The sequence below is a fragment of the Gracilibacillus pellucidus genome, from assembly GCF_033949965.1.
GTDB classification, from domain to species: Bacteria; Bacillota; Bacilli; order Bacillales; family Amphibacillaceae; genus Gracilibacillus; species Gracilibacillus pellucidus.
Genome location: NZ_JAWZSR010000006.1, coordinates 143,332 through 158,117 on the forward strand (window position 1 = coordinate 143,332; position 14,786 = coordinate 158,117).

Annotated in this window: 12 protein-coding genes; 3 read left to right on the forward strand and 9 right to left on the reverse strand. The window is 36.2% G+C overall.

Annotated features, from left to right (window positions below; genetic code table 11):
• Window positions 1-11: 11 nt before the first annotated feature.
• From polA to SH601_RS11925, 5 genes are all read right to left on the reverse strand, one after another.
• Complete coding sequence (gene polA, locus SH601_RS11905) at window positions 12-2,648, reverse strand: DNA polymerase I (protein WP_319958534.1); 2,637 nt, start codon at window positions 2,646-2,648, stop codon at window positions 12-14.
• Window positions 2,649-3,448: 800 nt separating this feature from the next.
• On the reverse strand, window positions 3,449-4,381 hold the full coding sequence (gene hflC, locus SH601_RS11910) for a protease modulator HflC (protein WP_319958535.1): 933 nt from the start codon (window positions 4,379-4,381) through the stop codon (window positions 3,449-3,451).
• Window positions 4,374-5,369, reverse strand: coding sequence for an FtsH protease activity modulator HflK (hflK, locus tag SH601_RS11915; protein WP_319958536.1), 996 nt, complete (start codon window positions 5,367-5,369; stop codon window positions 4,374-4,376). Before hflK ends, hflC begins: the two co-directional genes overlap by 8 nt.
• Window positions 5,370-5,494: 125 nt before the next feature.
• Entirely contained in the window at window positions 5,495-6,874 is a 1,380-nt protein-coding gene (gene pnpS / locus SH601_RS11920; protein ID WP_319958537.1) for a two-component system histidine kinase PnpS, read from the reverse strand.
• Window positions 6,874-7,569: a response regulator transcription factor gene (locus tag SH601_RS11925; RefSeq protein ID WP_319958538.1), complete on the reverse strand. Its 696-nt coding sequence runs from the start codon at window positions 7,567-7,569 to the stop codon at window positions 6,874-6,876. The genes pnpS and SH601_RS11925 overlap by 1 nt, the downstream gene beginning before the upstream one ends.
• Window positions 7,570-7,844: 275 nt before the next feature.
• Between SH601_RS11925 and SH601_RS11930 the strand changes: the two genes are divergently transcribed.
• Window positions 7,845-8,672: a YitT family protein gene (locus SH601_RS11930; protein ID WP_413775122.1), complete on the forward strand. Its 828-nt coding sequence runs from the start codon at window positions 7,845-7,847 to the stop codon at window positions 8,670-8,672.
• A gap of 109 nt (window positions 8,673-8,781) precedes the next feature.
• Entirely contained in the window at window positions 8,782-9,798 is a 1,017-nt protein-coding gene (locus SH601_RS11935) for an NADP-dependent oxidoreductase (protein WP_319958581.1), read from the forward strand.
• A 137-nt stretch (window positions 9,799-9,935) separates the two neighbouring features.
• On the opposite strand, the gene icd is transcribed toward SH601_RS11935, so the two are convergent.
• From icd to SH601_RS11950, 3 genes are all read right to left on the reverse strand, one after another.
• On the reverse strand, window positions 9,936-11,198 hold the full coding sequence (gene icd, locus SH601_RS11940) for an NADP-dependent isocitrate dehydrogenase (RefSeq protein WP_319958541.1): 1,263 nt from the start codon (window positions 11,196-11,198) through the stop codon (window positions 9,936-9,938).
• Window positions 11,199-11,253: 55 nt separating this feature from the next.
• Window positions 11,254-12,369 (reverse strand): citrate synthase, encoded by a 1,116-nt coding sequence (gene citZ / locus SH601_RS11945; protein WP_319958542.1) that lies wholly within the window; start codon window positions 12,367-12,369, stop codon window positions 11,254-11,256.
• Between the two features lie 331 nt (window positions 12,370-12,700).
• Window positions 12,701-13,171 (reverse strand): DUF441 domain-containing protein, encoded by a 471-nt coding sequence (locus SH601_RS11950; protein ID WP_319958543.1) that lies wholly within the window; start codon window positions 13,169-13,171, stop codon window positions 12,701-12,703.
• Between the two features lie 80 nt (window positions 13,172-13,251).
• Here SH601_RS11950 and ytvI point away from each other — a divergent pair, with 80 nt between their 5' ends.
• The gene (gene ytvI / locus SH601_RS11955) at window positions 13,252-14,376 is read left to right on the forward strand and encodes a sporulation integral membrane protein YtvI (RefSeq protein WP_319958544.1); all 1,125 of its coding nucleotides are present in this window, start codon (window positions 13,252-13,254) and stop codon (window positions 14,374-14,376) included.
• On the opposite strand, the gene SH601_RS11960 is transcribed toward ytvI, so the two are convergent.
• Window positions 14,357-14,749 carry an FxsA family protein gene (locus tag SH601_RS11960; protein ID WP_319958545.1) on the reverse strand — a complete coding sequence of 131 codons (393 nt, stop codon included), beginning with the start codon at window positions 14,747-14,749 and terminating at the stop codon, window positions 14,357-14,359. The two genes, ytvI and SH601_RS11960, sit on opposite strands and share 20 nt — an antisense overlap.
• Window positions 14,750-14,786 lie beyond the last annotated feature (37 nt).

Consider the following 14,786-nt stretch of genomic DNA (forward strand, 5'->3'; position numbering starts at 1 on the left):
CGTATATCTCCTTACTTCGCATCATACCAAGTGTCTCCAGATTCCACATCTACTTTTAGTGGGACACTTAGTTCAATCGCGTTCTCCATTACATCTACTAACAAGTTAGAGACTTTCTCCATTTCTTCTTCTGGTACTTCTAATATCAACTCATCATGTACTTGTAGTAGCATATTTGCTTGATAATTTCCTTGTTTCAATTGTTTATCCAATTCAATCATCGCCAATTTAATAATATCTGCAGCACTTCCTTGAATTGGTGTATTCATCGCTGTTCGCTCTGCAAAACTACGCTGATTAAAGTTTCTGCTTGTAATATCAGGCAGATATCTTCTTCTGTTCATAATCGTTGTCACATATCCTGTTTGTTTTGCGTTTTGCACGATTTCATCCATGTATTCCTTCACACCAGGATAGCTTTCTAGATAACGGTCAATAAATGATTTTGCCTCTTTTCTTGTAATACCTAAACTTTGAGATAAACCATAATCACTAATACCATAAACAATACCAAAGTTTACTGCTTTTGCTTGGCGGCGCATATTAGCTGTTACTTCATCTTCTGTCACATGAAATACGTCCATTGCTGTTTGTGTGTGAATATCTTTATCTTGTTTAAATGCTGCTTGCAATTTATCATCACCAGCAATATGCGCGAGTACACGTAATTCAATTTGAGAATAATCTGCTGCAATCATCTTCCACCCTTCAACCGAAGGAATAAATGCTTGTCGAATCTTACGCCCTTCTTCAATACGAATTGGTATGTTCTGTAAGTTAGGGTCAATGGAACTTAATCTGCCTGTTTGGGTTAGTGCTTGATTAAATCGAGTATGAATTTTGCTTGTATCTTCATGAATAACTTTTAATAGTCCTGCAATATAAGTAGAGTCTAACTTTTTCAATTGACGGTAAATCAGCAGCTTATCAATGATAGCATGCTTACCTTGTAACTGTTCTAGTACGTCAGCTGCCGTAGAATAACCTGTCTTCGTTTTCTTAATAACTGGTAATTCAAGTTTTTCAAAAAGGATTGGACCTAACTGCTTCGGTGAATTAATATTAAATTCTTCTCCAGCAAGTTCGTATATATCTTTTTCTAATGTATCAAGACTCGCTTTTAATTCTTTACCCATATCCATTAATCGCTGTCTATCTACTTTGACACCCGTTGCTTCCATTTCGCCTAGAACAAGTGCCAATGGTAGCTCAAGATCAAGGAGCAATTCTAATTGTTTATATTCATCTAATGAGTTTTTCATCTGATCATGTAACACAAAAATCATATTTGTTTTGCGTACAATGTGATTTTGCCAAACAGTTTGGTCTTCTGGTAATCCTTTTTTCGCGCCTTTACCATACACTTCTTCGTCAAAACGGACATTCGTGTGTCCAAATCGATGACTTATTGCTGGAATGTCGTGATTATTTTCCGATGGATTAATTAAATAAGATGCTAGTACCATATCAAAGACAATGCCTTTAATGGAAATAGACAAACGATTTAGTAACACCGTTGTTTTTTTGGCATCAAATACATACTTTTTCTTCGATTCATCTTCTGCCCATTGCTTAAAAACTGTAGAGTTTTTCAGTACATCAATAGGAATGAAATATTTCCCTTTTCCGTTTACGATAGCGGCACCAATCATGTTCTCTGTGTGATAATTTTCATCAAGTATTTCGATATCCAATACATCTTCACCGGTAAAGATATCTGCCGTTATCTCTTGTACAGTATCATATGTAATATCCTCTAAAGCTTCTTGTTTCTCTTCTTCCGCTTCACCATCAATTCGCTTCAATAATGATTGAAAACCTAAATCTAAAAAGATCTCTTTTACCTGTTGGTCGGTATAGCCTTCATATACCGTATCATCTGCCGTAATCTCAATTGGGGATTGTCTATTAATTGTTACGAGCTCTTTACTCATAAATGCAGCTTCTTTATTGTCTTCTAACTTTTCTTTCAGTTTTTTACCTGATACTTCATCAAGGTGGTCATATAAATTTTCAATGGTAGTAAACTGTTTGATCAGTTTCGCAGCTGTTTTTTGACCTACTCCTGGAACACCTGGGATATTATCTGACTTATCACCCATTAAAGCTTTTAAGTCAATCACCTGTTCTGGTGTTACTTCCATGTCGTCTTGTAATACTTCTGGTGTATACGTCATTACGTCGCTTATCCCTTTTTTAGTAAGGCGAACATCTACTTTATCTGATATTAACTGTAATAAGTCTTTATCACCTGAAATCACTTTCACTTGCCAATCTTTTTCATTTGCTTGTTTCGCAATTGTTCCGATAATATCGTCTGCTTCATATTTTTCTAATTGGTAATGCTTAATACTGAATGCATCCAACAATTCTCTTAATAGTGGAAACTGCTCGCGTAGTTCTGAAGGTGTTTTCTCTCGTCCACCTTTATACTCTTTATATGTTTGATGACGGAATGTTGTTTTCCCTGCATCGAATGCTACTAACATATGTGTGGGCTGTTCCTCTTCTAAAATGCGGAGTAACATGGTTGTAAAGCCGTAAACAGCATTTGTGTATACCCCTTTATCATTATTTAACAATGGTAACGCAAAAAACGCGCGATAGGCGATACTGTTTCCATCGATTAAAATCAGTTTATTCGTCATATTACCGGTCTCCTTTGTGATTCAATACGTTGTTTATATTTTACCATGATTACCGACAGATATGAAAAGATTCGTTATGAGATATCGCAGTCTAAAAGCGATAGTCTCCTGTGGGCAACACTTTCTCCCATTCTAATGATGATGAGTACTGGCAATTCGCTGCGGAAAAACACTACGCTTTCACCCTCTGGGCACAAGTGCAACATCTACTCAAGCAAAGAACGCTTTCGTAGTGTTTTCTATGCCGCAGGGTACGGCTTCAGCTAATTTTTATGAAGAAGATCACTTCATAAAAATGGATCTTCAGCTCGTACTATTCCCGCAGGAGTCTTCGTGTTTTGTCTCCGCTATATGATGCGTCCTACTGTTTGTGAGTGGAAATACGAAGGCTTATTTCCAAAAAAGGTTAAATCATCGGACATATAACCAGCATACTCCTCTCTCATTTAATAAAGAAAATAATAAAAGCGAAGGCAGAATGCGCAGACTCCTGCAGGAAAAGCGCAGTCTGAAAATCCACTTTTCAACCGTTCTTGTTGAAAAGTTAGTTGAAGACAAGCCTGCGGAAAGCAAGCCTTCTGCCGTAGCGAGTGCTTACCACTCACTAGAAGTAGAATGAGTGAGCGCATTTCATCAAGTAGCTACCATGAAGCGACGGAAGCTCTCGCTTTTAGACTTCATAAGTATGGTCCATATTACACAAGGCCGAAATTGTTCACAAAAAACATCCGAACGTCGGTTGTTCGGATGTTTCTACTTGTTCTTTTTAGTTACACCATGCTCTCTTCCTTATATCTCCATCACTCAAAATACCCTAACAATAAGTCGGTATATGGCGATCCTTGCGGGAGGATGATCGTGGTTTCATCATCAATTGTTTGTTTGTATGATTCAAGTGTTCGGTAGATCTGATAAAATTCTTCGTCTTGGGAGAATGCTTCGTTGTACATTTCTGCCGCTTCTTGTTCTCCTTCAGCTCTAATTTCTTCTGCTTCAGCATTTGCCTTTGATAACATTTCTGTTACATCTCGATCTGCATTTGCTGTAATTCTACTTTTTTCGGCTTCACCTTGTGAAAGGTATTGTTGCGCCTGTGATTCACGTTCTGAGATCATTCGATTAAAGACAGATTGTTCATTTTCCTCCGGTAAATCTGTTCGTTTAATCCGAATATCATCTACTTGGATACCATAATTATCACGCTCTAGCAACACGTTCACACGCTCTGTCACTGTTTCGCTCAGGTCACCTCTTGTGCCACCTTCTTCATTTATAATTTCATCGTAATTCATCGCTCCTAGTTCAGAACGGATAACAGAAAAAATAAATTCTCCCATTCTTGACTCTGCCCCAATCTCTGTTCGAGCATTAGCGATCATTGATGACGGGTCCGTAATCTGCCAAATCGCATAGTTATCAATAATCATTCGTTTTTTATCTAATGTGTTAATCTCTCGTTCCATTACATCATAGACTAGTTTTTTCTTTGGTAATGTTGTAACAGATTGTAACATCGGAATACGGAATTTTAATCCTGGTTCATCTTTAATATCAACCACTTCACCGAATTGACGAACTACTTTGTATTCTCCTTCTTTTACCACATACATACTACTAGCAAAAACAATGATAGCGACGATAGTAAGTAATATAGCTAGACCGATTTTTACCAATCTTCTAATTTGCTTTGGTGTCATTTTATTCATTTCATAGACATTGTTTTGATCAGTCATTGTTTTCTTCCTCCTCACTATCATCCGCTGTTTCCTGCTCATCCTCATTATCAGAAGAATCGATTGGTGGTAGTGGTTGCTCCTTATTATCACCTAATGATAAATATTTCATTGTGTTACCATCATCATTCATAATATAAATATTCGCATTAGGCAACACTTGATCAAGTGTTTCTAACACTAATCGTTGTCTAGTCACATCAGGGTTGTTTTCATAAGCATCGTATAATGCATTGAATGCCGCAACATTTCCTCGCGCAGTTTCGATTCTTTTAATCTTATCACCTTCTGCCCTCGAAATAATTGCATCTTTCTCCCCTTGTGCTTCTTCATACACTTCATTACGGTATTTATTGGCTTCGTTTTCCTTCGTATTCATTGTTTCTCGAGCGTCTGTTACTTTCATAAATGCCTGACGTATTTCTTCATTAGGTAAATCAACTTCTTGTAATTTCACATCTTGAATCGCAATACCGACTTTATATTCCTCCATAAGCGTTACCAATAAATCCAATACTTCATTTTCTATTTCTGCTTTCCCGTCCGTTAAAGCTTCATCAATGGTAGAAGAGCCAATTACACTTCTCAACGAAGCAGATGTTGCATTGTATAGTACTTGTTGTGGATCATCTGTGTTGAATAAATATTGTGCAGAATCCACTATTCTCCATTGTACAACTAAGTCTGCCTGCAAAATATTTTCGTCCCCAGTTATCATCCGTACTACATCTGCCTCTTCTTCCTGCTCTGGATCATAACCGAAATTCAAGCTAAATGTTTCCTTCGATAACTTTTCAACCGATTGGATTGGCCATGGCAACTTAAAATGAAGGCCAGATTCTGTTGTCCCTTCCTCTGCTTTTCCTAATGTGATTAATACTGCTTGCTCTGATTCATCAACAGTATACCAGCTTGTTGCCGCGAATAACCCTAATATAATGACTGCTACAACTATTCCAAGCCAAGTATAAATTTGTTTTAACGTCATCAAAGCTCCCCCTTCTTTTTTTACAACCTTTTTCACTTTACCATATGTTCATTTCATACGTAAGAGGTTTCAAAAAGGTTTCAAAGAAGTAACAAAAAAAGTGGTGAAAGAACGGAATTGCCCTCTTACCACTTTTTCGGTATTTTGACAGTAAAGCAAGATCCATTACCAACTTCACTTGTAACATTTATCGAAGCTTGGTGTGCTTCTAGTATATGTTTAACGATTGCAAGGCCTAAACCGGTTCCGCCTGTATTACGACTACGCGCACGGTCAACACGATAAAATCTTTCAAAGATACGTTGTTTCGCTTCTTCTGGTATTCCCATGCCCGTATCTTCTACCTCAATTATGATGTTATCTTCTGTTTCATAAATCCGAAGATAAATACTTCCTTCCTCAGGTGTATAATTAATCGCATTGTACATTAAATTAAGTACAACCTGTTGAAGCCGATCTGGATCTCCATAAAAGCTGATATCCGGGTCAATTGCCTTGTAAAAATGGAGTGATTTTTTACTTACTTGCTCTTCAATCAATGTCAAACTACTTTGCAACCAATCATTGACTTCTATCAATTTTGTAGATAATTGCATTTCCGCTTTTTCTATTTTCGACAGTTCTAATAAATCATGTACTAATGATTGTAGCCGGGTACTTTCTTTCAAAATAATCGTCAAAAATTGCCTTTGAATCTCTACATCCGCATTTTCATCTTCTAGCAATGTTTCAGAAAAACCACGTATAGAGGTAATAGGTGTTTTTAACTCATGAGAAACATTTGCAACAAAATCTTTCCGCATCTCTTCTACTCGTTTCAAATCAGATATATCATGAAAGACTAGTACAGCACCTTTCAAATCTTTCAGATCATTAATAACAGGCGCACCAACTACTTCGATATAATGTGTTTCACCATTAATCGATGTCGTAATACTTCCTGTTATTTTTTCCTCATACAAAAAGGTCTCCTGAACCACTTTATGAATCGTTTCATCTGTTAAAACTTCGTAGTAGAGAAAGCCGATATAATCAGTAGATTTTTTATCAAACATTTGAAGAAATTTACGATTAATTAAATGGACATAGCCTCTTTCATCGATCAGCATTAAACCACTTTCCATATTATTCAATACGGTTTTCCATTGGCTTCCTTGCATTTTTTCTTGAATGGACATTTCTTGCAAGTTTCGTGCCAACACATTAATCGCGTTACTCAGCTGCTGCGCTTCTCCCTGTGGTTTTACATATGTACGTGCATTATAGTTTCCTTTAACAAGTTCATTTGCCACATTAATAGAGGATCTAATCGGTCTAACATAATTCTCAAACATATGATAAATCAACACTATTAAAACAAAGAAACCTATTATAAGTGCAATTAACACAAAGAACAGTTCTTCCTCTTCAACTAATGGTAAAACAATGATGCCGATCAACACAAAAACCGATGCCATCATTAAAATGTAGCGGTAAAACAAATTCACTCGTCCCTTAGAGTCCATTAAAATGGTTCCTCCATTTTATAGCCGAGCCCTCTAATCGTTTTAATATATACGGGATGTTTCGTATCCGGTTCAATTTTTTCACGCAAATGGCTTACATGTACATCTACAATTCTCGTATCACCGACAAAATCATAGTTCCAAACAGCACTTAATAGTTGATCACGAGAAAGTACTTTCCCTTTATGTTTAGAAAGATAGTGTAACAATTCAAATTCTTTACGCGTAAAACTTAGAGATTCTCCTTTAATAGTTGCTTCATACTGTTGAGGATAAATAAGTAAATCTGAAATTTTAATAAATGGTTGATCGCTTGCTCCTTCTCTTACTTTCGTTCTACGTAAAATCGCCTTGATTCGTGCTACAACTTCTTTCGGGCTAAAAGGTTTTGTTAAATAATCATCCGCACCTAATTCAAGTCCAAGCACTTTATCAAACTCATCATCTTTAGCTGTTAACATCAAAATAGGTGTGTCGATTTGTTTCTGTCTTAAAGCCTTACAGACTTCTGTTCCTTCCATACCTGGCAACATTAAATCTAAAATAATTAAATCAAATTCACCTGTAGATGCTTTAGTTAACCCTTCAATTCCATCAAAGGCAGTATCTGTTTTGAAGCCTGATTTTTCAATATTATATTGTAATAACGTTGCAATAGACTGTTCATCATCCACAATTAACACTTTCTCTTCCATTACAGAGCACCCCATCTTTATTATCTATCTTAATTTAATCATACATGGACGTGCTCTTAATGTGAATAGATTTATACGATAAAAATAGAAATTACTTGTAAATTTTTCTTTACAATTGTTAATTCCACTTAAAATATTCACCCATGTTCTATACCTTAACACTTGCTCTATCAGATAATCAGACGTAATATTTATTACATAGATCAACTGAAGAGGGGACAATCAACATGGAACATAACGAACAACAAAAGAAAACAAGTCTTACGTTAAAAATAATGAGAGTTTTCATTATTGTGCTTGGTGGATTTATTACTGCTTATGGCTTAGAAGCCGTATTAATCCCGAATAACGTGTCTGACGGCGGAGTTACTGGTCTTAGTATTGTAGGTTCACAATGGACAGGACTTCAATTAGGTATTCTCATCGCGATTCTTAATCTACCTTTTATTTACTTAGGTTACAAACAAATCGGGAGAAGCTTTGCTATTCATTCAGTTATCGGTATTGTGGCACTAGCAGTTGGAACAAGTTTAATGCATCATATTCCACCAATCGTTGAAGGAGACACATTATTAGTAACAGTCGTTGGTGGTATTATTATCGGATTTGGTATGGGTCTAGCACTCCGTAACGGTGGTGCACTTGATGGAATTGATATGTTAGCAGTCCTTTTAGCAAGAAAATTACCATTTGGAACAAGTGATTTAATTTTATTCCTTAATTTGTTTGTGTTTATCGTCGTATCGACTGTATTTGGCTTTCAAGGTGCTATTCTATCAGGAATTGCCTATTTCATTGCCTCTAAAGTGATTCATATAGTCGAGGAAGGACTTAGCGGTTCAAAAACATTCAAAATTATTACTGATAAGCCTGAATTAATGGTTGAAACGATTCGTGATCGTCTCGGACGAAGTGCCACATATAACATCGTCCAAGGCGGATATACGAAGGAACAATTTAGAGAAATCACTTGTATTGTCAACCGCTTAGAAGAAAGGAAAATAAAAGAAATCATTCAAGAAATTGATGAGTCAGCCTTTGTTACTGTCTATGAAGTAGCGGAAGTAAAAGGTGGTAATTTCAAAAAAACTAATATTCATTAATCTATTATCTCGACATAGAATAAGCACTTTGTTTTAACTAGTGCTTATTTTTTGTTAAGTTTAATTAAGTAAGAAATAGTTAAAAAAACTGGAGGAAACTAAATTGACAATGATAAATCAACAAATCTTGTTGGCTAACCGCCCTACTGGAACACCGACAAAACAAACTTTTAAATTTGTGGAATCAGATGTAAAACAGCCTGAGCAAGGGGAAATATTAGTTCGGTCGTTATATGTTTCTGTTGATCCATATATGCGCGGACGGATGGTTGATGCTCCATCATATGTGGCACCATATGAGTTGAACGAAGTTATTACAGGTGGTGTTGTTGCCGAAGTTGTGGAATCACAGTCAGACAAATTTACTAAGGGTGACGTTGTAATTGGTAGCTATGGCTGGCAAACACATTACACTGCTAAGGAAACAGAAATTAGAAAGATTGATAAGGAAATTGCACCACTTTCTACCCATTTAGGTATTCTAGGCATGACAGGTTTAACTGCTTACTTTGGTTTACTTGAAATTGGTAAGCCTCAAGAAGGGGAAACGGTCGTAATCTCTGGTGCAGCTGGTGCTGTTGGCTCTGCAGTTGGTCAAATTGCACGTATCAAAGGTGCACGTGTCGTTGGTATTGCTGGTTCAGATGAAAAAGTACAGTATTTGAAAGAAGAATTAGGATTTGATGAAGCAATTAACTATAAAACGACGACAAATATGGTTGATGCTTTAGCAGCAGCATGTCCAAATGGAGTGGATGTGTACTTTGATAATGTAGGTGGAGAAATTTCTGATGCTGTACACACGCAACTAAATAGATTTGCACGTATTCCTATCTGTGGAGCGATTTCGAGTTACAATTTAAAAGGTGAAGATGTCGGCCCACGTATCCAAACAACTCTTGTGAAGAAAAGTGCACTAATGCAAGGCTTTACATTAGGTAATTATGCTGAGCGTTTCCCAGAAGGATCAGCAGCACTTGCACAATGGTTAACAGAAGGAAAACTAAGCTATCAAGAAACCATTAAAGAAGGATTCGAAAATATCCCAGATACTTTCTTAGATTTATTTAAAGGTACAAATATCGGAAAATTATTAGTGAAAGTAGCAGATGTTACAAATGAATAATGATTAACTAAAAAGCACCGGATTGAAAATCCGGTGCTTTTTCTTTATCATGGTGTAAACATCCGTCATTTCTCCTACTTCAAGATTCAAGTTGTAACAAACAAGCTCTTAGAAGAGATAGACGAACACTCACCTTATTACATATTTTTAATTAATTCATCAGCGAATTCTGATGATTTTACTTCTGTTGCTCCATCCATTAGACGAGCAAAGTCATAAGTTACTACTTTTGAACCAATTGTTTTGTCCATTGATTGAGTAATTAAATCTGCTGCTTCTTTCCACCCTAGATGCTCAAGCATTAATACACCAGATAAAATAACAGAAGATGGATTTACTTTATCAAGACCAGCATATTTAGGTGCTGTACCATGTGTCGCTTCGAAAATAGCATGACCAGATTCATAGTTAATATTTGCCCCTGGCGCAATTCCAATACCACCAACTTGCGCAGCTAATGCATCAGAAACGTAATCACCATTCAAGTTCATTGTTGCGACAACATCGAATTCTTTTGGACGAGTAAGAATTTGTTGTAGGAAAATATCCGCAATAGCATCTTTTACAATGATGCGTCCAGCCGCTTCCGCATCAGCTTGTGCTTTATCAGCAGCTTCACGTCCACTGTCTTCAACAATTTTATCGTATTCAGCCCATGTAAATACTTTATCTCCGTATTCTTTTTCTGCTAGTTCGTAACCCCAGTTTTTGAAGGCACCCTCCGTAAATTTCATGATGTTACCTTTATGTACTAGTGTAACACTCTTACGTCCTTCTTTAATCGCATAATCAATCGCTGCTCTCACTAAGCGACTTGTACCTTCGTGAGATACTGGTTTTACACCGATACCTGAAGTTTCAGGGAAACGAATATTTGTTACACCCATTTCTGATTGAAGGAAATCAATTACTTTCTTGACTTCATCTGAACCTTCTTGCCACTCAATACCAGCATAAATATCTTCAGTGTTTTCACGGAAGATAACCATATCTGTATCTTCTGGACGTTTAACAGGAGAAGGTACTCCTTCAAACCAACGTACAGGACGTAGACATGTAAATAAATCTAGTTTTTGACGAAGTGCAACATTTAAAGATCGAATACCTCCACCAATCGGCGTTGTAAGAGGTCCTTTAATCGCAATTTTATATTCACGAATAGCATCAAGAGTTTCTTCTGGTAACCATTCACCTGTTTGGTTGAATGCTTTTTCACCAGCTAAAACTTCTTTCCATTCAATACCTTTTTCGCCATTATAAGCTTTCTCAACAGCTGCTTCTAGTACTCTACTAGCCGCTGCCCAAATATCTGGACCAGTTCCGTCACCTTCGATAAAAGGAATGACTGGTTTATTAGGTGTTTGTACCACACCATTTTCTACAGAAATTTTTTCACCCATAATTCATATTCCTCCTAGATTTATAATATTTATATCATTTTCACAAGGAAAAAGATTATCGCTGACTGATATCCACATACACTTGGTGATGCGGACCTACATAATCTGCACGTGGTCTAATTAAACGGTTATTCTCATACTGTTCTAGTATATGAGCAATCCATCCTGAAAAACGACTCACAGCAAAAATTGGTGTATAAAGATCATGCTCTATCCCTAAACAATGGTACACTGAAGCGGAGTAGAAATCAACATTAGCGGGCAAACCTTTTTCCGCTTTCATGTATTCTTCAATCTGAACAGACATTTCATACCACTTTTCCATCCCATGTTTTTCTGTTAATTCTTTTGACATTCTCTTCAAATGTTTGGCCCTAGGATCTCCAGTACGATATACTCGGTGCCCCATTCCCATAATTTTTTCTTTGTTCGTCATCTTTTCCTTTACATACGGAATCGCATTTTCTATTTCTTCGATTTCTAATAACATCTTCATTACACGTTCATTTGCCCCACCATGTAGTGGACCTTTTAATGCACCTATAGCTGATGTAATACCCGAATACATGTCAGATAGTGTCGCTACACATACACGAGCAGTAAATGTTGACGCATTTAATTCATGATCTGCATGAAGTACTAACGCCTTATTAATCGCTTCCACTTCTAATTCACTTGGTTCTTCGCCATTAAGCATATATAAGAAATTCGCTGCATAGCTTAAACCTTTTTTTGGCTGCACAACCTCATTTCCTTGTCGAACACGGGAAAAAGCGCTTACTATGGAGGCAACCTTTGCTTGCAAGTTAATTGCTTTACGTCTACTCGCTTCTTCTGTCATTTCATCTGCTTCAGGATCATATAAGCCCAACAGTGAAATCGCTGTCCTTAAAGCTGCCATCGGGTGAATATTATGTATATCGTATGACTGAAAGTGTTCTATTACCCCATTTGGTAATGTCATATTCTCAAATAGCTCATTTTCTAATTCAGCAAGTTCTGCTTGATTTGGTAACCTTTTATTCCATAATAAAAAGACTACTTCTTCAAAGCTAGCATACTCGGCCAAATCATCGATTGCATAACCAACATAAGTAAGCCTGTCATCAATAATGGAACTAACCTTAGACTCTGCCGCTACTACCCCTTCAAGTCCTTTCGTCGTCGACATAACATCCCTCTCCTTTTCTTATCTAAAATTGCTTTTACTTTTATCGTAAAAGGCGATAAAAAAATTGTGCTTTTGAACATCCCCATATTTATTATAAACAAATAGAAAAAGATAGTAAATGAAAACGATTTAAAAGTTCATAAATTCTGACAATTAAACATAAGTTGTACTATTGCTAATATGCAACGTACGCAATCTATGATATCAGACTCCGACTGATTATTAGCGAAACTTGTTAGGTAGCTAGTGTCCGCTCAAATCGTGATAATAATAAAAATACGCATTCCATGAAAAGTGGAACACGTATTATTTTCCCATAGCGATATAACAACTAATTAATAAATGGCAGTTTTTCGAGCGTTTTAATAATCACATATGCTATTCCGGCACCAATCAAAGGACCTACTGCTACACCTTGAAAGACGACGATTGCGATAATAGTACCGATGATAAGTGCGGTTGTAATTTGTGGATCGTTCGCTAATAGTGATAGTCCATATTTTGCAACTATCGCAACAAAGATTCCAGCGGCAAGTGCCACCCATGCATGATAAGATTTCACACTTTGTAAAAGATCCTTAAATCCAATTTCACCGGTAGCGATCGGTATTAATACAGCAATAGTAATAATAATAACTCCCCAACCAATACCTTTCTCATGTATATAGGGAAACAGCTTGTCATCAAGCTTTAATAATTTCATACCAAATAGGATATAGACTGCCACCATGATCGCTTGATTTTTTGCAATGTATCCTAATAGGAATAATATTAATAAAAAAATCGTTGAACTACTAAACATTTAATGCCCTCCACTCTTTCATTGCCATCGTTAATCGTATCACAAATATGTTCATTTTTTAAGAAAAAGGAGCTTCCACTATGTTAACTAAGCAAATGACAGGCAGAATCTTATATTTACTAGGTATTGTCTCTCTTTTTATATTGATTATTTACCTTATTGTTCAGTTTCTATTTCCACTTTTTTTAGCATGTATAATAGCACTTATCTTATACCCAATCATTCGACTTATGCATAAACATCTAAAAATTCCTTATGTTTGGAGTTGTGTTCTCGCACTATTGTTTGCCATTGTAGGAACGCTCATAACTATTTTCTATATAGGATTTGAGATATTACAGGGGATTATTTATTTAACGAAGCAATTACCCGATAATTTTCGATTTGTAACAGAACAAGTCTTACAGCAGTTTAATCATTGGGTACAACCATTTTTACAAAAGGTCAATCAATATATCCACAGTTTACCCGATGAACAACATTTATTAGTAGAGGAGCAATTAGCAGAAATTAGTATTAGCTTAGCCGACAAACTTGCCTATTTATTAGAAATTACGTTGAATTGGATCGGAGCACAAGTGGCTAGCTTACCGGAGTCCATTACCATTATTATATTTTCTCTTCTTTGTACTTTTTTTATATGTAAAGATTGGGACAAGTTTTATCAATATACGATAAAAAAGATACCAAATTCATATGTTCATCTTGGACAAACAATCATTACTCAGTTAAAAACAAAATTTATGAAATACTTACGTGCCCAACTCATTCTTATCTCCATTACATTTTGTATTATCTTAGTTGGATTAACCATTTTTCAAGTTAAACATAGCTTAACTATTGCTCTATTAATGGCATTAGTAGATCTAATACCAATTATCGGTACAGGCATTATCTTTGTTCCTTGGAGCTTATATTTATTTATGACAGGGGAAACAACTTTAGCTATTTGCCTATTCTCACTCTATTTATTTGTGCTTATTCAAAAGGAAATTCTTGAGCCAAAAATCGTCTCAAACGCTTTAGGTATACACCCGATTTTAACCATCCTCGCTATTTATTTAGGATTTCAACTTTTTGGTGTAAAAGGTATATGGCTTGGGCCTCTCACACTCTTTATCATCAAAGCATGTAGCGAAGCCCAGCTATTCCATCTCATCTGGCGATATATCAAACATAATCAAATTAGCGTCGATAAATCGTAAATCGACCGCTTTGTATCCATTTTCTCGCAATATTATGAAACATATTTTTAAAAGGTCTGCGTGTAAATGGAATGAGTAAACAAAAGCCAATGGCATCCGTAATAAATCCTGGTGTTAATAAAACAATGCCACCAATTAAAATACAAATACCATCAAAGATTTCTTCCTGTGGTGGATAGCCTCTCGCCATCGATTCACGGGCTTTTCTTAACGTTTCAATACCTTGTTGCTTAGCTAACCATGCTCCTAATACTCCTGTAGCAATAATTAATAAAATGAGCCACCAAGGTCCGATATAACCGCCTGCCCATACGAAAACACCTATCTCAAGTGCAGGAACAATTAAGATAAATAATAGTAACCATCGAAACATATTTATCACCTCGTATATATGAAAATAGAGAAGAAGA

Bases quoted from the DNA above. Each gene is read 5' to 3' on its own strand.
- polA (WP_319958534.1), bottom strand. From the start codon at position 2,648: ATGACGAATAAACTGATTTTAATCGATGGAAACAGTATCGCCTATCGC.
- citZ (WP_319958542.1), bottom strand. From the start codon at position 12,369: ATGTCGACGACGAAAGGACTTGAAGGGGTAGTAGCGGCAGAGTCTAAG.
- icd (WP_319958541.1), bottom strand. From the start codon at position 11,198: ATGGGTGAAAAAATTTCTGTAGAAAATGGTGTGGTACAAACACCTAAT.
- SH601_RS11935 (WP_319958581.1), top strand. From the start codon at position 8,782: ATGATAAATCAACAAATCTTGTTGGCTAACCGCCCTACTGGAACACCG.
- SH601_RS11930 (WP_413775122.1), top strand. From the start codon at position 7,845: ATGAGAGTTTTCATTATTGTGCTTGGTGGATTTATTACTGCTTATGGC.
- pnpS (WP_319958537.1), bottom strand. From the start codon at position 6,874: ATGGACTCTAAGGGACGAGTGAATTTGTTTTACCGCTACATTTTAATG.
- hflK (WP_319958536.1), bottom strand. From the start codon at position 5,369: ATGACGTTAAAACAAATTTATACTTGGCTTGGAATAGTTGTAGCAGTC.
- ytvI (WP_319958544.1), top strand. From the start codon at position 13,252: ATGTTAACTAAGCAAATGACAGGCAGAATCTTATATTTACTAGGTATT.
- SH601_RS11960 (WP_319958545.1), bottom strand. From the start codon at position 14,749: ATGTTTCGATGGTTACTATTATTTATCTTAATTGTTCCTGCACTTGAG.
- SH601_RS11925 (WP_319958538.1), bottom strand. From the start codon at position 7,569: ATGGAAGAGAAAGTGTTAATTGTGGATGATGAACAGTCTATTGCAACG.
- SH601_RS11950 (WP_319958543.1), bottom strand. From the start codon at position 13,171: ATGTTTAGTAGTTCAACGATTTTTTTATTAATATTATTCCTATTAGGA.
- hflC (WP_319958535.1), bottom strand. From the start codon at position 4,381: ATGACTGATCAAAACAATGTCTATGAAATGAATAAAATGACACCAAAG.